The 17,997-nt window shown below is 67.0% G+C and carries 15 protein-coding genes and 1 tRNA gene; 4 read left to right on the top strand and 12 right to left on the bottom strand.

Features of this window, described 5'->3' with window-relative positions; all coding sequences use genetic code 11:
* Window positions 1-4: 4 nt before the first annotated feature.
* Complete coding sequence (locus QC821_RS13385; protein WP_309722332.1) at window positions 5-1,903, bottom strand: MFS transporter; 1,899 nt, start codon at window positions 1,901-1,903, stop codon at window positions 5-7.
* Entirely contained in the window at window positions 1,900-2,514 is a 615-nt protein-coding gene (locus QC821_RS13380) for a TetR/AcrR family transcriptional regulator (protein ID WP_309722330.1), read from the bottom strand. The genes QC821_RS13385 and QC821_RS13380 overlap by 4 nt, the downstream gene beginning before the upstream one ends.
* A gap of 152 nt (window positions 2,515-2,666) precedes the next feature.
* On the opposite strand from QC821_RS13380, the gene QC821_RS13375 reads away from it, so the two are divergent.
* Complete coding sequence (locus QC821_RS13375; RefSeq protein ID WP_309722327.1) at window positions 2,667-3,356, top strand: SOS response-associated peptidase; 690 nt, start codon at window positions 2,667-2,669, stop codon at window positions 3,354-3,356.
* Window positions 3,356-6,226 carry an insulinase family protein gene (locus tag QC821_RS13370; protein ID WP_309722324.1) on the top strand — a complete coding sequence of 957 codons (2,871 nt, stop codon included), beginning with the start codon at window positions 3,356-3,358 and terminating at the stop codon, window positions 6,224-6,226. The genes QC821_RS13375 and QC821_RS13370 overlap by 1 nt, the downstream gene beginning before the upstream one ends.
* A 73-nt stretch (window positions 6,227-6,299) precedes the next feature.
* Here the strand turns inward: QC821_RS13370 and sbcB are convergent, their stop codons facing one another.
* The 4 genes from sbcB to minC all read right to left on the bottom strand — a co-directional run bounded on the left by sbcB (window position 6,300) and on the right by minC (window position 9,677).
* Window positions 6,300-7,760, bottom strand: coding sequence for an exodeoxyribonuclease I (sbcB, locus tag QC821_RS13365; RefSeq protein WP_309722321.1), 1,461 nt, complete (start codon window positions 7,758-7,760; stop codon window positions 6,300-6,302).
* 82 nt (window positions 7,761-7,842) lie between these two features.
* Window positions 7,843-8,094 carry a cell division topological specificity factor MinE gene (gene minE / locus QC821_RS13360; protein ID WP_076746231.1) on the bottom strand — a complete coding sequence of 84 codons (252 nt, stop codon included), beginning with the start codon at window positions 8,092-8,094 and terminating at the stop codon, window positions 7,843-7,845.
* The gene (minD, locus tag QC821_RS13355) at window positions 8,091-8,909 is read right to left on the bottom strand and encodes a septum site-determining protein MinD (protein WP_309722316.1); all 819 of its coding nucleotides are present in this window, start codon (window positions 8,907-8,909) and stop codon (window positions 8,091-8,093) included. Before minD ends, minE begins: the two co-directional genes overlap by 4 nt.
* A 39-nt stretch (window positions 8,910-8,948) precedes the next feature.
* On the bottom strand, window positions 8,949-9,677 hold the full coding sequence (gene minC / locus QC821_RS13350; RefSeq protein ID WP_309722313.1) for a septum site-determining protein MinC: 729 nt from the start codon (window positions 9,675-9,677) through the stop codon (window positions 8,949-8,951).
* Window positions 9,678-9,909: 232 nt separating this feature from the next.
* On the opposite strand from minC, the gene QC821_RS13345 reads away from it, so the two are divergent.
* A complete protein-coding gene (locus QC821_RS13345) occupies window positions 9,910-12,681 on the top strand; it encodes a DUF349 domain-containing protein (RefSeq protein ID WP_309722310.1) in 2,772 nt (923 codons plus the stop codon).
* Between the two features lie 72 nt (window positions 12,682-12,753).
* On the opposite strand, the gene phbB is transcribed toward QC821_RS13345, so the two are convergent.
* Complete coding sequence (phbB, locus tag QC821_RS13340) at window positions 12,754-13,500, bottom strand: acetoacetyl-CoA reductase (RefSeq protein WP_309722307.1); 747 nt, start codon at window positions 13,498-13,500, stop codon at window positions 12,754-12,756.
* A gap of 183 nt (window positions 13,501-13,683) precedes the next feature.
* On the opposite strand from phbB, the gene QC821_RS13335 reads away from it, so the two are divergent.
* A tRNA-Met gene (locus QC821_RS13335) sits at window positions 13,684-13,760 on the top strand.
* Window positions 13,761-13,970: 210 nt separating this feature from the next.
* Here QC821_RS13335 and moaA read toward each other — a convergent pair.
* Genes moaA through moaB form a run of 5 tightly spaced genes read right to left on the bottom strand, consistent with a single transcriptional unit; the run spans window position 13,971 to window position 17,946 of the window.
* Window positions 13,971-14,960 carry a GTP 3',8-cyclase MoaA gene (gene moaA, locus QC821_RS13330; protein WP_076746188.1) on the bottom strand — a complete coding sequence of 330 codons (990 nt, stop codon included), beginning with the start codon at window positions 14,958-14,960 and terminating at the stop codon, window positions 13,971-13,973.
* Window positions 14,957-15,352, bottom strand: a complete 396-nt coding sequence (locus QC821_RS13325) for a putative zinc-binding protein (RefSeq protein ID WP_076746187.1) — start codon at window positions 15,350-15,352, stop codon at window positions 14,957-14,959. The genes moaA and QC821_RS13325 overlap by 4 nt, the downstream gene beginning before the upstream one ends.
* A gap of 47 nt (window positions 15,353-15,399) precedes the next feature.
* On the bottom strand, window positions 15,400-16,143 hold the full coding sequence (locus QC821_RS13320) for a Crp/Fnr family transcriptional regulator (protein ID WP_309722301.1): 744 nt from the start codon (window positions 16,141-16,143) through the stop codon (window positions 15,400-15,402).
* Window positions 16,103-17,356, bottom strand: a complete 1,254-nt coding sequence (locus QC821_RS13315; protein WP_309722298.1) for a molybdopterin molybdotransferase MoeA — start codon at window positions 17,354-17,356, stop codon at window positions 16,103-16,105. Before QC821_RS13315 ends, QC821_RS13320 begins: the two co-directional genes overlap by 41 nt.
* Entirely contained in the window at window positions 17,353-17,946 is a 594-nt protein-coding gene (gene moaB / locus QC821_RS13310; protein ID WP_309722295.1) for a molybdenum cofactor biosynthesis protein B, read from the bottom strand. Before moaB ends, QC821_RS13315 begins: the two co-directional genes overlap by 4 nt.
* Window positions 17,947-17,997: the final 51 nt, after the last annotated feature.

Raw genomic sequence — 17,997 nt, 5'->3', positions numbered from 1 at the left:
TCCGTCAGCTTTCGCCACGCGGCGCCGGCAGCGCCCAGCCGTCGGCCTCGGTCTTGAGTTCGCGCACCCGCGCCTCGAGCATCCCGCAGCGCGCCGCCTGCGGCGACAGCGGCTCACCAAAATAGAGCGCCACCCGCGCGCGGAAGCGGCGCGGCCACTTGGTCAGCGCACGCCCATCCCGGTGTGATGTCCAGGATCCCCACAGCCCGGCCAGCCCGGCCGGCACCACCGGCACCGGGTCACGCGCCAGGATGATGTCCAGCCCGCGGCGAAAGGGGTGGATATCGCCATCCGGCGTCAGCCGCCCCTCGGGAAACAGCATCACCACCTCGCCATGGCGCAGTGCGTGGCTGACCTCGTCCAGCGCGCGGCGCACGCTACCCGGGTCGCGACGGTCGGCATCCACCGGAATCGCACCGACGATGCGGAACCACCAGTTGAGCCACGGTGACTCGTAGATCGGCCGGTCCATCAGGAAGCGCAGCGGCCGCGGGCTGGCGCCGCCGATCACCAGCGCATCCATGAAGCTGACGTGATTGCACACCACCAGCGCCGCGCCGCGCGCAGGGATATGATCGCGACCGCGAAACTTGAGCCGATAGATCAGGTGCACCAGGGCGAAGATCAGCAGCCGCAGCAGCGGCCGCGGGCCACGCACCAGCAGCCCCAGGCCGATCAGCAACGCGATGCCACCGAGACTCGCCACGAAGGTCGGCAGGCCGACCCCCACCACGCCCAGCATCAGCATGCCGAATAGCGCCGCGGTCAGCATCAGCAGCGCATTGAAGATATTGTTGGCGGCGATCATCCGCGCCCGCTGGCGTTCGCGGCTGAGCAGCTGGATCAGGGTGTAGAGCGGCACGATATACAGCCCACCGCCGATGCCCACCAGTGCCAACGCCGCCAGCATCCGCCAGAAGCCGAGCTGCAGCATCAACTCGCCGGCGGTCGCAGCCGTCAGCCCCAAGGGAGCCGCACCGGCCAGCCACAGGCCTCCGACGCCCATCAGCAACGCCCCCAGCACCACCAGCCCCAGCTCGAGCCGCCCCGCCGAGAGCCGCGCACATAGCATTGCCCCGGCCCCCACCCCCAGGGCAAAGGCCGCCAACAGTAGATTGAAGGCCGAGGCCTGACCGCCAACGACCTGGCTGGCCCAGGCCGGCAGCAGGGTCAGGTAGCCGGTACCCAGGAACCAGAAGGCACTGATGCCCAGCATCGCCGGCAGCAGTTGGGGTGAGCGCAGGCTATCGCCGAGCACCGCCCAGATACTGGCCAGCGGATGGCGTGGCACCTTCTCGCTGCTCGGCGGCGGCGCCGCAGGGATCATCAGGCTGGCCGCGAGACCAGAGACGGCCACCGCCAGCAGCGCCAACAGTGCCACCGGCCGCGCCGCGGTGGGTGGCAGCGTCGCTACCAGCCCGGCCAACAGGGTACCAGCGAGAATCGCCGCAAAAGTGCCAAAGCCCACCCAGGCGTTGCCGCGTACCAGTTCGGTAGGGGACAGGTGCTGAGGCAGGATGGCGTACTTGACCGGACCAAACAGCGCCGATTGCACGCCCATCAACAGCAGCAGGCCATACAGCAGCAAACGACTCTCCAACCACACCACTGCCGCGGCGAGCAGCATGATGCCGAGTTCGAACAGCTTGAGGCGACGGATCAGGCGCTGCTTGTCGAGCCGGTCGGCCAGCACCCCGCCCCAGGCAGAAAAGAGCAGGAACGGCAGAATGAAGAGCGCCACCGCCAGATTGGTCGCCACCCCCTGGCGTAACGGGTCATCGGGCAGTGCGGCAAACACCAGTACCAGCAGCAGCAGGGTACGCAGCAGATTATCGTTGAGCGCCCCGAGCGCCTGAGTCCAGAACAGCGGGGCAAAGCGACGCTGGGTGATCAACCGACTCACGAGGCACTCGACGGCTGCCGCAGGCCGGCGAGAATCGTGGTCAGCAGCTGATCGAGCAGTTCACCGACTTCGAGCTGCTGATCCTGCCAATAGCCCAAGCGCTGGTTGAGCCCCAACTGCACCAGGCCATGGACGCTGCCCCACAGGGTGCGCGCCAGGCGTCGCGCCTCGGCGTCGTCCAGCGCCGGCTGGTACTCCTTGAGCGTCGCCTCGACGCGCACGAACAGCGCTTCGATCATGTCGCTCTGGCGCTGATCGAGCTCGCCCTCCTCGGCCAGCGGATAGTCGAACAGCAGCTGCCAACGGTAGCGATCCTGCTGGGCAAACTGCCAGTAGGCGGTGGCCAGGCCTTTTAGGCGCGGCTCGGGGGTGGCCGCCGCCAGCCCCTCGATGGCCAGTTTGAGGCGCCCCAGGGTCTCGACGTTGACGTGCTGCAAGAGGTTGCCGAAGCTGCCGTAAAGCTTGAGCAAGGTGCTTGGCGCACAGCCCACTTCGCGCGCCAGGGCGCGTAGCGACAGCGTATGCACGGGCCGCTCCTGCAGCCAGGCGTCGCATGCGGCCATGACCTGCGCATGCAGCGCCTCGGGCGCGTGCTGTCTGGGACGAGCCATCGGCTTCCTCGCGAGTGAATGCACTATTCGAACAGTGTTTCCGGACAGCATATCGATACCTGAGTCAAACGCAAGCCCGGTATCACCCAGGGCGCTTTCGCGGGCGGCCCGAGTTGGTTACCCTGACGCCTCGTCGCTATCCAGGAGTGTCCATGGCCGGCCGGCTCTATATTGCCCCAACGCTCGACCTCGAGGGCCTGCTGGGCGGCATCGAGACGCTCGACGCACTGCTCGCCAGCCCCAACCTGGCACCCCGCCGACCGCTGTCGATGCTGCACCACGCCGCCGGCGGCCCGCGGCTGAGCAGCGCCTTCTGGGGGCTGACCCCGCCGTGGCTCAAGATCCTCGACCATGCGCCGCACTGCGCCCGCGCCGAGTCACTCGACAGCCGAGCCATGTTCCGCGAGGCCTTCGCCGCTCGCCGCTGCTTGATCCCGGTCAGTGGCGTCTACGTGTGGAAGCCGCAGCCGCGCATGAAACAGCCGTTCCTGATCACCCACCACCAGCGCCAGCCACTGCTGCTGGCCGGCCTGTGGTGTCGCTACCACACTGCCCCGACCGAGCATCATGACTCCTGCGCCTTGATCACCGTCGCCAGCAACGCGCTGCTGGCACCGCTCAGCGAACGTCTGCCGGCGGTGATAGCCCCGGCCCAGGCGCGCCACTGGCTCGACCCAGCCACGCCCCCGGCAGAGGCCCGCCAACTATTGAACCCGCCAGATTTGGAACTGTTGGGCGCTTTTCCTGTATCAAGACGAGTCAATGATCCTTCGCATCAGGACTGGGCCTGTGCTCACCCCACCGGCCCCATGCATCGCTGGACCACCGCACAGGAGACATGATGCGCATTACGTCCTCTTTTACCGCCCCGGGCGTCGCCCGTGCCGATGTGCCGCGCCTGGGACGTTCGCTACTCGGCGCCGCCCTGATCGCCGGGCTTATCGCCTCCCCTCTGCAGGCAGACGACGAGGGGATAGCCGAGGTCGACACGCCGCATATGAGCCCCCACGATACCCGCGACTATCGCACCCTGACCCTCGACAACGGGCTCAATGTGCTGCTGGTCAGCGACCCTGAGGCCGACAAGGCCGCCGCCTCGATGAACGTCAGCGTGGGCAGCGCCCAGGATCCCGACGACCTTGCCGGCCTGGCCCACTTCCTCGAGCATATGCTGTTCCTGGGCACCGAGCCGTTCCCCGAGGCCGACGCCTATCAGAGCTACATCTCGCGCCACGGTGGCAGCCACAACGCCTTTACCGCCCCCGGCGATACCAACTACTTCTTCGACATCGAGCCCGAGGCGCTGCCCGGTGCCCTCGATCGCTTCAGCCAGTTCTTCATTTCGCCCCTGTTCAACGCCGACCAGCTGGCCAGCGAGCGCAGCATCGTGCACTCCGAGTACCAGGCCAGAATCCGCGACGAAGGCCGCCGCCAGCTCGACGTGGTCAATCAGCGCCTCAACCCCGACAACCCCACCACGCGCTTCGCGGTGGGCAGCCGTGAGACCCTCGCCGACCGCCCAGAAGGCGAGCCGAGCCTGCGCGAGCGAGTGATCGAGTTTTACGAACAGTACTACGACGCCAACGTCATGAATCTGGCGCTGGTCGGCCCACAGTCGCTGGATGAGTTGGAAGGACTGGTTCAGGAGCGCTTCGTCGAGATCGCCGACCGCGGTCTCGAGCCGCCGAGCATCGACGTGCCGCTGGTACTCGACGACAGTATGCCCCAGGCGCTGGAGATCCAGAGCCTGCGCGACAGCCGCGAACTGCGCTTTCAATTCCCCATCGACGACCCCCGCGACGAGTACCGCACCAAGCCCGCCGACTATATCGCCAACCTGCTCGGCCACGAGGGCGAGGGCAGCCTGCTGGCGGTACTGCGCGAGGCCGGCCTGGCCGACGGGCTGTCCGCCGGCGTCAGCCGGGGCGATGGCAATCAGGCGCTGTTCACCGTGACCGTTAGCCTGACGCCGAGCGGCGCCGAGGCCATCGACACCATCCACGCCACCCTGTTCGACAAGGTGGCACTGATTGCCGACGAGGGTCTGGACGAGTGGCGCTACGACGAGCAGGCCAGCCTCGCCGAGCAGGAATTCACCTTCCAGCAGCACGGCGCGCCCCTGCGCAGCGCCATGCGACTGTCCATGAACCTGGCCTACTATCCCAGCGAAGACGTGCACTATGCCGCCTACCGCATGGATGGCTTCGACGGCGAGCGCATCGCCGAGTATCTCGAGGCCCTGCGCCAGGACAATCTGCTACGTGTCTATAGCGGTCCCGACGTCGAGGGCGACGAGGTCTCGCCGTGGTTCGATGCACCCTACCGGGTCGAGCACCCGGCCGAGTGGGCCGACGCCGAGCCGCTGCCGGGCCTGGCACTGCCCGATCCCAACCCCTTTATCGCCGAGGACCTTACCCTGCTCGAGGCGCAGGATGACGTGCCCTACCCGCTGATCGAGGGCGACCGCTTCTCGCTATGGCATCAGGCTCACGCCGGTTTCAACACGCCCAAGGTCGAGTGGCGCTTCAGCCTCCAGCATCCCCAAGCGACGCGCAGCGCCCGGGATGCGGCGCTGACCCGGCTGCTGGCCGGGTGGCTCGACGACAGCCTCAACGAGGCCTTCTACCCGGCGCGGCTAGCCGGCCAGCGCTTCGAGTCCTACGCCCACTCTCGCGGCATGACGCTCTCCTTCTCGGGCTGGCGCGACCGCCAGGAGCTACTGATGCGCCAGGCGCTGTCGCAGCTGATCGAGGGTGAGATCAGCGACGGCGCCGTCGAGCGGGTGCGCTATCGCCTCGAGCGCGAGTGGCGCAACGCCCCGCAGGCGGCGCTGCATCAGCAGGCCTATCGCACCCTCGGCGAAGCGCTGATTCGCCCCCAGTGGTCGACCCCGGTGCTGCTCGAGGCGGTGCGCGAACTCGAGGCCGACGACCTGCGCGACTTCCGCCGCCAGTTCCTCGACGAACTGCGCCTAGAGGCAATGGTGGTCGGCAACCTGCCCGCCGAACTCGCCGAACGCGAGGCGCGGATGGTCGCCGATGCGCTGCGTCCGCAGCTCGGCGAGGGCGATATCCCGCGCCTCGAACCGCTGCGCGCCAGCGACCTGGCACCACTGCACCCCGACACCGCGCGCCAGGAGTCGCTGGTACTGCGCTACCTGCAGGGCGCCGACCGCAGCCTCGACAGCCAGGCCCGCCTGGCGGTGCTGGCACAGCTCATCGATACGCCGTTCTACACCCGGCTGCGTACCGAGGAGCAGCTCGGCTACATCGTCAATGCCGGCTACTCACCGCTGCTCGACGCTCCCGGCGTGGCGCTGGTGGTGCAGTCTCCGGAGACCGACAGCGCCACCATCGGCGAGCGCATCGATGCCTTTCTCGACGACTTCGAGGCGCGCCTGGAAGATCTTGAGGACGACGACATCGCCGCCTATCGCCAGTCGGTACGCGACCGTCTGCTGACCCGCGACACCTCGCTCGGCAGCCTGACCAACCGCCAGTGGCAGGCGCTGGCCTACGGCGATACCGACTTCGACCGTCGCGAGCGCCTTGCCGCACGGGTCATGGAGGTGTCCGCCGACGAGCTGCGCGAGGTATGGCCGAGCCTGCGCCGCGATGCGGTGGTCGACGTCACCTTCGACCCCGGCGACGAGGCCAGCGACGTGGCCAGCGCCAGCGAGGAGTTGGAACCGCTGCCGCTGCCCGACGACTGATCGGCTGCCCCTGAACGCACCGCGCCCGGCCAAGTTGGCCGGGCGCGGTGGTTTGGGCTATCGACGACTCGCGTCAGCCGAAGGCCTGGGGCGGCACGATCGACTCGACGTGCATCACCAGTTCCTCGAGCACCTGCCGCTCGCGGTCGTCCAGCGCCACTTGGTTGAGGCGCTCGATCTCACGGGCGAAGCCGGCCAGGGTCAAGCCACCCAAGCTGGCATCGTTCATGCGCGCCCAGCGGAACTCCTCCCAGCGCGCCTGCTCCTCACTGGACAGGGTGTCGGGATAGCTCCGCGCACGAAAGCGGAACAGCATCTCCTCGAGGCGCGGGTCCTGGAAGGCGAAGGCGGTCTCGCCCAGCTCCCAGGGATCGGTATCGCGCACCCGCTGCATCTGCTGGCGATCCGCCGGCGAGAAGAAGCCGCCGGAGTAGAGCATCAGATCGGGGTCCTGGGGCCCCTCGGGGGGCGGCTCGGCAAACACCGCGGCGGCCTTGCGCGCCGCCTCAGGGTTGGCGCACAGCGCCTGCCAGTGCTGCTCGCAGCGCGTGCGGTCCAGCGACAGCCGCGCGGCCACCTCGGCAGTCACCGCCTTGATCGGCAGCACCACCGGGCTCTTGTTGATATGGATCACCTTGAGTGGAATGCGCGTCTCGCCTTCGGCCAGCTCGTCGGCGCCGACGAAGACCCGCGCACGAATCTCCTCGGGCGACAGCGAAAACAGCGGCGCCGGATCGTCGCCCAGATCGTAGACGATCACCCCGTTGGGGTTGGTGGGATGCTCGGCCAGCGGCATCACCAGCGCGCTGCAGCCGCGGCTCGCCGGGTAACGCCGCGATACGTGCAGCATCGGCTTGCGTGAGGGGATATCCAGCAGCCTGGCCACCTCGCGCTTGCTGCGCAGTTTCAGCAGGTAGTCGAACAGCTGCGGATTACGTGTCTTGAGCAGCCGCGCCATGGCGATGGTGGCGCGCACGTCGGCCAGGGCATCATGGGCACCGGCGTGCTCGATACCGTTGGCCGCGGTGAGGTGCTCGAGCTTGAAACTCGGTGCGCCGTCCTCGCGCTGCGGCCACTCGATGCCCTCGGGGCGCAGGGCGTGGAAGGCGCGCACGACGTCGATCAGGTCCCAGCGCGAATTGCCGTTCTGCCACTCGCGGGCGTAAGGATCGAGGAAGTTGCGATAGAACAGGTGGCGGCTGACCTCGTCATCGAAACGCAGGCTGTTGTAGCCCAGGGCGCAAGTGCCGGGCTCGCTCATCGCTGCATTGATGTGGCCGGCGAATTCTGCTTCGGGCATGCCACGCCGGCGCGCCTGCTGTGGCGTGATGCCGGTGATCAGGCAGGCCTGGGGGTGCGGCAGGTAGTCGTCGGCCGGCTTGCAGTACCACATCAGCGGCTCACCGATCTCGTTGAAGTCGGCATCGGTGCGAATGGCGGCAAACTGGGAGGGGCGATCACGCCGCGGGTCGGCGCCGAAGGTCTCGTAATCGTGCCACAGAAAAGTCTGTGGCGCGGCAGGGGACTGCGCCATGGGAAAAGTCGTCTCTCTTCAGCGGGCCGGACGCCAAGCCTAGCACATCGCCGGGGCACGCTCAGCCACCCCGACGTGCCACTCAGCTGCGCGGCAGGGTGACGTTGAGCTCGAGTACCGAGCAGTCGTCGTCGCGGTCGAGGCTGATGTTGATGGCATCCTGATCGACCTTGACGTAGCGCCGTATCACCTCGAGCAGTTCCCGCTCCAGCATCGGCATGTAGTCCGGCTGATCGCGCTGGCTGCGCTGGTGGGCGACGATGATCTGCAGACGCTCCTTGGCCACGGATGCACTCTTCTTGCGCTCACCTCTGAGAAAATCCAGTAGTTTCATCGGCGCCCTCCTCCGAATACCCGGCTCAGCAGACTCTTCTTCTGGTACTCGTGGAACCGCAGCGGGACCTCTTCGCCGAGTAGCCGCGAGACCGTATCGGTGTAGGCCTGGCCAGCATCGCTGTTGGCATCGTGGGTGACCGGAATCCCCTGGTTGGAGGCACGCAACACCGCTTCGGACTCGGGAATCAGGCCAATCAGGTCAATCGCCAGGATCTCGCGGATATCCTCGAGATTGAGCATGTCGCCATGATCGACCCGCGCCGGGTTATAGCGGGTGATCAGCAGGTGCTCCTTGATCGGCTCCTGATTGCGTTCGGCGCGGCGGGTCTTGGACGCCAGCAGGCCGAGGATACGGTCGGAGTCGCGCACCGAGGAGACCTCGGGATTGGTGACCACTACCGCCTCGTCGGCGAAGTACATCGCCAGCTGTGCGCCGCGCTCGATTCCCGCCGGCGAGTCACAGAGAATGTAATCGAAGTCCTCGGACAGGCTTTCGAGCACCTTCTCCACGCCCTCACTGGTCAGCGCATCCTTATCGCGGGTCTGGGAGGCCGGCAGGATATGCAGGTTGTCGACCCGCTTGTCGCGGATCAGCGCCTGATTGAGCCCGGCCTCGCCCTGGATCACATTGACCAGGTCGTAGACCACGCGCCGCTCGCAGCCCATGATCAGGTCGAGGTTACGCAGGCCCACGTCGAAATCGATCACAACCGTCTTGTTGCCGCGCAGCGCCAGCCCGGTGGCGATGGCTGCTGCGCTGGTAGTCTTGCCGACCCCACCCTTGCCGGAGGTCACTACGATGATCTTGGCCAAGATAAGCTTCCTGTTGCTATAGGGGTGTCGTCGTCACGCTCACGCCAGGCTGGCGATGGCCAGCTGATCGTCGCTGAGACGGACCTGCACCGCGCTGCCCAGCAGCCGCGGGTCGATGTCTTCCAGACGCTTGTAGTTGCCGGCGACAGAGAGCAGCTCGGCATGCAGCTCACGACAGAAGATGCCGGCCTGGGTATCGCCATGGATGCCGGCCAGGGCGCGGCCGCGTAGCGCGCCATAGACGTGTACGCTGCCCGCCGCCAGCACCTCGGCACCGGCATTGACCGCGCCGATCACCACCAGATCACCGTCGGGGGCCGTGACCTGCTGACCCGAGCGCACCGTACCACGGTGAATGCGACCGGCACCGGCAGCAACCGGCAGCGGGTCGGCCGCCTCTTCGGACGCAGGCGCGGCAACGCTCTCGAGATTGCGCGGCTTGATCTCCTGGGGCGGAAACCACCCCAAGCCCAGCGCCCAGGCCGACTGCTTGACCGGGTCGCTACCGCCGCGCACCGCCACCGGCAGCAGCTTGTGAGCGCGACACACCGCGCAGATGCGCTCCAGCGCCAAGTGAGGCTCATCGAGCTTCTCGACGCTGAGCACTACCGGGGTGTGTTGAAAGAACGCCGGCGACTGGCTGAGCTTGCCCGCCAGTTGCTCACGAATGCGCTCGGGATCGGCACTGGTCAGTTCCATGACCGTCATGGGCAGCATCCCGCCCTTGAAGGTAAAGGCTGTGCTGGCCCTGTCCACGTTCAGGCTCATGGCCGGACTCCACGTCGGATGATGTCAGTAAAGCTAAGCGAGGGGCGTCGTCCCTGCAACTGATCATAAGACCAGCCGAGCCACTTGTCAGTGTCTCCAGCGGGCAACACCGCTGCTGTGCTGGCCTTTTCCGCTGCCGCGTCACATGCTTAGATAGCAGGCTGGGCCTTCGCAGAGAACAACAAGATTGCCGCTTTTCACAGGGATACGCGTCGTCATGCCAGGAAGCTTCATGTCAGGATGGTTTCGTCAACTGTTCGCACCGCGCTGGCAGCACCCCGATGCCGAGCGTCGTCAGCAGGCCGCCGGTCAGCTCGATCCTCAGCAGCAACAGGAGCGTGCCGTCCTCGAGCAACTCGCTGGTGATGAGGATGCTCGCGTTCGCCAGGCCGCGCTGGCTCGCTTCGAGAGCATTGACCCGCTGCTGACGCTGATCGACAGCCAGTCAAGCCCCGAGCTGCGTACGCGGCTCGCTGCGCTGCTGGTCGGTGCCGCTGGCAGCACGCCGCTGGCCCAGCGCGTAGAGCACGTATCGCGCCTCACCGACCAGCAGTTGCTTCAGGAGATCGCCCTTCACGGCGACAATCAGCAACTGCGCCTGGCCGCCGTAGCAGCCCTCAGCGACGACGATGAAGACGCGTTGATCGTCCAGGCCTGCGAGAACGGCATTGCCGCAGTACGCCACGCCGCCGCTGTTAGGGTGAGCAGCGAAGCCGGCCTGCAGCAGCTCTGCCGCCGGGCGCGGCGCGACAAGCAGGTCGCCCGCCTGGCTCGCGAGCGGCTCAATGCACTGCGCGCCGATGCCGCTCAGCAGGCCGCCACCGAAGCGGAGCGCGAGCGCATCCTCAGCGCCCTGGAGCAGCACGGCCACCATGCCTGGGAACCGCTCTACGCGGGCCGCTATCGCCACCTGCAGCGTGAGTGGGAGGCACTCAAGGATCTGCCCAGCGCCGAGCAGGAACGCCGCTATCAGGATGCCTGCCTGCAGTGTCGCAAGACCCTCACCGACCATGACGCTCAGCAGCACGTTCACGCGGCCCTCGACCAGCGTCGCGAAGATGCCGACCAGACCCGCGAAGGCCTGCTGGAGGCGCTCGAAGAGACCCTGGAGGGCCTGCTCCGCAGCGAGCACCTGGCGGCCCAGGACATCGACAGCCTGCGCGCCCAGAAGCGCCTGCTGGCGACCCGCTGGCAGGCGCTGTCGGACCAGCACGCTCCCGACGACGCCCTGCGCCAGCGCTACGACCGCGCCCTAGAGGAGTACGACCGGGTCGGCCATGCCTGGGAGCGGTTTCGGGCCCGCGCCGCGGAACTCGACCAGGCCCTGACCGCCGGCGATCGTGCTGCGCTTCAGGCCCTGTTGGCGGCCTGCGCATGGCCCGACGATCTGCCCCCTACCAGCCTGCTGGCCCGCGCCGTGCGCAGCGTCGAACAGCAGCCAACCGCCTGCAGCACTGTCGACCCGGTCCAGTTCCAGCGCGAGGTGGATGAGCTCGGAGCGCTGCTCGAGCGCGGCGCCTTCAAGAGTGCCAGCCGCCTGCACCAGCGGCTGCGCCAGCGCCTTGAGCAGTTGCCCGAGGAGCACCGCCGCCGCCATCAGCCGGCTCTCAAGCGACTCGGCGCCCAGCTCGCCGAACTGCGCGACTGGCGCGGCTTCGTTGCCGGCCCCAAGCGTGACCAGCTATGCCAGGCGATTGAGGAGCTGGCCGAGGATACCCAGCTCAGCGAAAGCGCCCTCGACCGGCGCCACCGCCAACTGGTCAAGGAGTGGGCATCGCTGGGCGATGCCGCTGCCGACCGTGCGTTATCGGCGCACTTCCGCGCCTGCTCGGATCGCATCCATCAGCGCCTGGCCCCCTGGCGCGAGGCCCTCGACGCCGAACGACAGCGTAATCTCGAGGCCCGCGAAGCACTCTGCGAACAGCTCGAAGCGCTGCTCGACAAACCCGACCCAGAGGCCGACCCCGACGCACTGCGCGATATCCGCGATCGCGCCCGGGAGCAGTGGCGACGCTATTCGCCGGTGCCCCGCGACCAGGCTGAGGCCGTCGGCCGTCGCTTCGGCCGCATACGCCACGGCCTGCAGTCCCTGATCGACCAGCGCGCCCAATCCATCGCCGCTGCCAAGCGCGAGCTGATCGATGCCGCCCAGGCACTGCTCGACGGCGATCAGCCCAGCCAGCGACGCGCCGACCAAGCCAAGCGCCTGCAGCAGCGCTGGCGCGCGCTGGGCCGTGCCCCTAAGGGCGAGGAGCAGGCGCTATGGAGGGAGTTCCGCGGTATCTGCGATCGTATCTTCGCCAGCCGCGAGGCGGAGCGTAACGACCGCGCTCAACGGGCTCAGCGCCAGCTCGATGCCATGCAGGCGCTGATCGACCGCCTCGACGGCTGGCAGCCCGCTGCCACTGCAGACGCTGGCGTATTGGAGAGCGCCATCAACGAGGCCGAAGCCCTCGAACCGCTGCCCGCCGGCCGGCGCAGCGACGGCATGCGGCGGCGCTGGTCAGGCATCGTGCGCGCCCGACGTGAACGCCTGGCGCGGCTGGCGGTCTCCGAAGAGGTCAACCGCTGGCAGGCACTGCAGACGTTACTGAACGCCCACCTGGCGGCCGATGCCGCGGCGCTTGGCGGCCAGCCACCCGATGATGTCGAGGCCGATGACAGCCTCGGCGGGGATTGGCTCAGCGCCCATCGGTTGCGTAATGCCCGACGCCGCGAACCGCCAGCGCTACACGACGTCGAGGAGTCGCTGGCGCGGCTGCGAGTCCACCTGGCGCTACTGGCCGGCAGTCGCCTCGGTCAGCAGGACGAACCGCTGCGCCTGGCGATTCAGGTGGAGCGCCTCAACGAGGGGCTCGGCCGCGAGCTGAGCAAGGCCGAAGAACTCCACGAGGTGCTGCGCGAACTGCTCGCCACCGGGCCGGTTCCTGCAGAGCTGTGGCAGCGCGAGGCGCAGGAACTGGACGCCATTCTCACCCAGCTGCTGCGCCTGCCCCCGCCCTGAAACGCAGAACGCGAGGCCTGCGCCTCGCGTTCCCTGGCGACACCCATGTGCCGCATACTGGCATGCGCTCCGTCAGCCCATGAACTGGCCACCGTTGATATCGAGGTTGGCCCCGGTGATGTAGCCCGCCTGCTTGTCGGCCAGGAACACCACCGCGTGGGCGATCTCCTCGGGGGTCCCGTAGCGCTTGACGGGGATCGTCTCGCGGATCGCCTCGCGCACCTTCTCGGGAATCTTCATGATCATGTCGGTGGCGATATAGCCTGGCGACAGGGTATTCACGGTGATGCCCTTGGTCGCGGTCTCCTGCGCCAGTGCCATGGTCAACCCGTGCATCCCGGCCTTGGCTGCCGAGTAGTTGACCTGGCCGAACTGCCCCTTGCGCCCGTTAATCGATGAAATATTGATGATCCGACCATAGCCCTCCTCGAGCATGTCATTGATCACACAGCGACAGGTGTTGAAGACGCTATTGAGATTGCAGTCGATCACCTCGTGCCACTGCTCGGGGCTCATCTTCTTCATGGTGGTATCGCGGGTGATGCCGGCACAGTTGACCAGCACGCTGACCGGCCCGTAGGTGTCGCGAATCTCCTTCGCGCCGGCCTCGCAGGCCTCGTAGTCCACCAGGTTGGCGCCCGACAGGGCGATGTTGTCGTAGCCGTCGGCGCGTTGGGTCTCCAGCCAATTCTTGGCCTTATCGGGATTATTGTAGCCGGCCACTACCTGATAGCCCGCCTTGGCCAAGCCCCGGCAAATGGCGGTACCAATGCCGCCAGTGCCACCGGTGACCCAGGCGACGGGTGCTGAGTTGGTCATATGCAGTTCTCCCTGATGCCACGCCGCGATTTCAGCAACGCGGCTCAATGCGTCCAGTCTCGAGTGGTGAGCGCCGCTCCTCGGCACTCAATACCTAGTATGGCTGCTCTGGAGCGGGCTGCACGACCGTTTAACGACCTCTTGACGCAGCGCAAGAAAACGGTAGAATACGCCACACGTTGATGCGGGGTGGAGCAGTCTGGTAGCTCGTCGGGCTCATAACCCGAAGGTCATCGGTTCAAATCCGGTCCCCGCTACCATCTTCGAAAAAGCCGATACTCGAAAGGGTATCGGCTTTTTTATTGAACGCCAACGCGATGACCGTCATCGGTTCGCTTTGGTTTCAAGGTCAGCGGTCCCCGCGACCAAATATGAAAAAGCCGATACTCGAAAAGGTGTCGGCTTTTTTGCTTCCGGCTTTTAGCCCGCCGGCCTTCAGGCGCTCTCGTCTCCTGAAAGCAGCAGATCGGCTATCCCCCCGTCATGCTCATGAAGCGTACTACCTGAACGTCACCATCGGTGGTGAAGTGGTGGCGCTCGGGCTTCTTCGCCATGGCGGCGACGATGGTCTCCTTGAGGCGCTCGCCATCGCCGGGATGGCGGCGCAGCACGGCGCGCAGGTCCACCGAATGCTCGTTGCCGAGGCAGAGCAGCAGGCGCCCCTCGGCGGTGACCCGAACCCGGTTGCAGGCGTCGCAGAAGTTGTGGCTGTGCGGCGAGATAAAACCGACCCGCGAGTCGCTATCGGCCATGCGAAAGTAGCGTGAAGGGCCGAGGGTGGTCTCGGTGGTAGGCACCAGGGTATGGCGCGACTCGATGATGCCACGCACCGTATCGCTCGAGCAGAAGGTCGCGGCGCGATCATGGCCGATGGCCTCGCCTAGCGGCATCTCCTCGATGAAACTGATGTCGACTCGCTCCTGGCGCGCGAATTCGACCAGGTCGAGGATCTCGTCGTCGTTACGCCCCTTGAGGATCACCGCGTTGAGCTTGAGGCGTTCGAAGCCGGCCTCACGGGCGGCACGAATGCCGTCAATGACCTTCATCAGGTCACCGCTGCGGGTGAGCGCGCGAAAGCGGTTCGGATCGAGGGTGTCCAGGCTGATATTGAGGCGCTTTAGCCCCCCTTCGCGCAGGGCATGCGCGTACCTGCTCAGGCCGGCACCGTTGGTGGTCATGGCGAAGTCGGCAAGCCCCTCCATCGCGCCAACCTTGGATACCAGGGTCTCGATACCACGCCTGACCAGCGGCTCGCCGCCGGTGAGGCGGATCTTCTCCACGCCCAGATCGATGAAGGCACCGCACAGAGTGGTCATCTCTTCCAGGGTCAGTGTCTGGGCACGCGGCAGGAAGGTCATCTCCTCGGCCATGCAGTAGACGCAGCGGAAGTCGCAACGATCAGTGACCGAGAGTCGCAGGTAGCGGATAGTGCGGCCGAAGCCGTCGACGAGCTTGTTCATTCGCGGACCTCAGTACCCATCGGCAAGCGGGCAATTAACTCCCCTACTTCGGACGCCACTTCGGCCACGGTTTCCTCCGCGTAGCGCTGGCCACGCCGCTTGCGTAGTCCGCGCTCGTATAGCTTGACATGCTCGGTCGGAGTGACGCCGGCATTGGCCAGGCAGTGGCTGGCACAGTGCATCTGGCAGCCGTCGATGGCGACGATGGGCCGCCCGGAGCGTGCGATGCGCGTAAGGCCTGGCACCCCGCCACCGACACCGGCGATACAGGACATCTCGGCCACGCCAGCGTGGTCCAGGCGCAGCGCCACATCGTTGGCCAATTGGGCCACGTCGGAGCAGCCGGAGCAGGAGTAGATCAGGGTGCGGGGGTTGCTCGCGGATCGGGACATTTCGGCCTCCAGGGAGTAGCAACGGCAGTCCGGTCGATAAGATGAGCTCAGCCGTCGGTCATCATGAATTCGCGCAGCTTCTGCTCATCCAGCACGGTGAGCCGCTGCTGATCGATATTGATGGCGCCACTGTCGCGGAGCTTGGCCAGCAGACGCGACAAGGTCTCGGGAGACATGGAAAGCTGCGCTGCCAGCCAGCGCTTGGGAATGGTCAGTCGAATCACCCGCGGGGCTTTCGAGCGATGCGACGGCAGCTGACGCAGCACATAGCCAATCAATCGTGACATGGCGTCGCCTTGCGTAAGCTGCGCCAAATCTTCCAGCCGGTCGGTGAGCTCCAGCGCCAGGCGGCTCATGAACTCGGCTCGACAGGTCGGCTGGCGATCCATGATGTCACGACACAGCGGCGCCGGAATGGATAGCAAGTGGGTGGGCAGCAGCGCCTGGGATGAGTAGAGATAGACGCCGGCACTGGAGACCATGCTCAGCTCGCCAAGGGTGCCGCCGCGCTCCACACAGCGGATGGTTGCCGTGCGTCCGACACCGGTGACGCGCACCAGCCGCGTAGCACCGCTAATGACGATATGCAGCCAGTCGGCCGGGGTCTGCTGACGAAAGAGCCATTCACGCGGTGCCAGGGCTCGCAGCTCCGACGCGTCCAGCAGCGCATCGACCTCTTGTGTGCCCAGGTCTGCTAGCCAGGGCACCCCGACTACCAGCCTGCGCAGCTTGCAAGGGGTGAAGAGCCGCTCAGTCGAGGAACTGGGCGATGGGACAGTATTGGTAGGCATGGCCCTCCTCCACATGTTGATTGGCATCGACCACCAGATAGCCATGCGCCTGGCTCGCCGCACTGAGCATGTGCGACCCCTGGCCGCCGGCCAGGCGCGCCACCGGCGTCCCCGCCGCCCAGTCCAGCACCACGCGCAGCAGCTCACGACGCCCCCTGGGGCCGCGCCGGGAGAAGCCGGCAGTCACCGGAAAGCGCTGCAGCGGCGCCGCCTCGCGGCCCTGGCGGACCTGCACGAAGGGCAGTGCCAGCAGCTGCCAGCCCACCAGCGAGGCCACCGGATTGCCCGGCAGGGCAATCAGCGGCGTGCCGGCCTGGAGCGAATCGCCCAGGTAGCCGAGGGCGAAAGGCTTGCCGGGCTTCATGGCCACGCCGTGAAAGGCAATCCCGCCCAGCCGTTCGATAACCGGTCGCACATGATCCTCTTCCCCCACCGATACTCCGCCGGTACATATCACCAGATCGGCATCGTCGCGAGCCAGGCCAAAAGCCTGATGCAGATCAACGCGAGCGTCCGCAATCACCCCCAGATCGAGCACCTCGCAGCCGGCCTGATCCAGCAGGGCGCCCAGCAGCGCGCGGTTGCTGTCGTAGACCTGGCCGGGCACCCGGGCGGTGCCGGGCTCGATCAACTCGTCGCCGGTGGAGAGCAGCGCTACCGTCAGGCGGCGTACCACCACCACCTCGTCGATGCCGTGGCTGGCGAGCAGGGCGATGGCCGCTGCGTCCAGACGCGCCCCCGCAGGCAGCAGCAGCTCGCCCTCTCGGGTCTCCTCGCCGCGGCGGCGGATATTGGCCCCCTCGGTGAGCTCGCCCTCGATGTGCATGCGGCCGCGGTCATCCAGGGTCACGCGCTCCTGGGGCACCACGGCATCGGCGCCCAGCGGTAGTGGCGCGCCGGTGAAGATACGCGCACAGCCCCCCGCCGGCAGGTGCATCACGCCGGCCCCGGCGGGAACACGCAGCGCCACCGGCAGGCCCTGGTCAGAGCGCTCGGCCAGGCGCAGGGCGTAGCCGTCCATGGCGCTGTTGTCGACGCCAGGCATGTCCAGAGCCGCCAGGACATCCTCGGCCAGTACCCGGCGGGCGGCCTCGGCCAGCGCCACCCGTTCGCTGCCGGTGACGGGCCGGGCCGCCGCGATCATGCGCCCGCGGGCGTCGAAGAGGTCCAGCAGGCCCGACGTGACGACCTCGGCGCAGCCGCAGCCGCTCATGACTCCACCGCCTGGCGGTCCGCCTCGTGCTCTGCGGCCGGAGCCTGACGGCTGGCGCAGCGCTGGGCCGCATCGGGGAGCACCATGGCCACGAAGTTGCAGGGCCGAGTGCGGGCATCGAGCTGAGCCGCCAGGATGCCGTCCCAGGCGGTAGCGCAAGCCTTCGGTGAGCCGGGCATGGCAAAGACCAGGGTCCGGTCGATCACCCCACCCACGGCACGCGACTGAACCGTCGAGGTACCGATGCTCTCCCGCGACAGCTGGCGGAACAGCTCGCCGTAGCCATCGATGGCCTTGTCGAACAGCGGCATGAGCGCCTCCGGCGTGGTGTCGCGCCGGGTAAAGCCGGTGCCGCCGTTGACCAGCACCACCTGGATATCGTCACGCACCACCCACTTCGAGACCACGGCGCGGATACGGTAGACGTCATCGGGGACGATACGCCGCTCCACCAGGGAGTGGCCGGCTTCAGTGAGCCGCTCGCTGAGCAGGTCACCGCTACCGTCCTCATCGAACCCGCGGGTGTCGGAGACGGTCAGTACGGCGATGCCCAGCGGGGCGAAGGGGGTGTTAGCGTGAACGTGGGCCATGGGGTCCTCCTGACCGCCCGCAGATCGGGCGGCGGCATGCAAAAGGGTAAT

This window comes from Franzmannia qiaohouensis, assembly GCF_031451695.1.
Classification (GTDB): Bacteria; Pseudomonadota; Gammaproteobacteria; order Pseudomonadales; family Halomonadaceae; genus Franzmannia; species Franzmannia qiaohouensis.
The sequence above is the reverse complement of the archived record's forward strand: the minus strand, read 5'-3'. Positions and strand labels throughout refer to the sequence as shown.

Excerpts from the sequence above, each read along its gene's own strand:
- QC821_RS13380 (WP_309722330.1), bottom strand. The coding sequence starts at position 2,514 with ATGGCTCGTCCCAGACAGCACGCGCCCGAGGCGCTGCATGCGCAGGTC.
- QC821_RS13375 (WP_309722327.1), top strand. The coding sequence starts at position 2,667 with ATGGCCGGCCGGCTCTATATTGCCCCAACGCTCGACCTCGAGGGCCTG.
- QC821_RS13370 (WP_309722324.1), top strand. The coding sequence starts at position 3,356 with ATGCGCATTACGTCCTCTTTTACCGCCCCGGGCGTCGCCCGTGCCGAT.
- sbcB (WP_309722321.1), bottom strand. The coding sequence starts at position 7,760 with ATGGCGCAGTCCCCTGCCGCGCCACAGACTTTTCTGTGGCACGATTAC.
- minE (WP_076746231.1), bottom strand. The coding sequence starts at position 8,094 with ATGAAACTACTGGATTTTCTCAGAGGTGAGCGCAAGAAGAGTGCATCC.
- minC (WP_309722313.1), bottom strand. The coding sequence starts at position 9,677 with ATGAGCCTGAACGTGGACAGGGCCAGCACAGCCTTTACCTTCAAGGGC.
- QC821_RS13345 (WP_309722310.1), top strand. The coding sequence starts at position 9,910 with ATGTCAGGATGGTTTCGTCAACTGTTCGCACCGCGCTGGCAGCACCCC.
- phbB (WP_309722307.1), bottom strand. The coding sequence starts at position 13,500 with ATGACCAACTCAGCACCCGTCGCCTGGGTCACCGGTGGCACTGGCGGC.
- moaA (WP_076746188.1), bottom strand. The coding sequence starts at position 14,960 with ATGAACAAGCTCGTCGACGGCTTCGGCCGCACTATCCGCTACCTGCGA.
- QC821_RS13325 (WP_076746187.1), bottom strand. The coding sequence starts at position 15,352 with ATGTCCCGATCCGCGAGCAACCCCCGCACCCTGATCTACTCCTGCTCC.
- QC821_RS13320 (WP_309722301.1), bottom strand. The coding sequence starts at position 16,143 with ATGCCTACCAATACTGTCCCATCGCCCAGTTCCTCGACTGAGCGGCTC.
- QC821_RS13315 (WP_309722298.1), bottom strand. The coding sequence starts at position 17,356 with ATGAGCGGCTGCGGCTGCGCCGAGGTCGTCACGTCGGGCCTGCTGGAC.
- moaB (WP_309722295.1), bottom strand. The coding sequence starts at position 17,946 with ATGGCCCACGTTCACGCTAACACCCCCTTCGCCCCGCTGGGCATCGCC.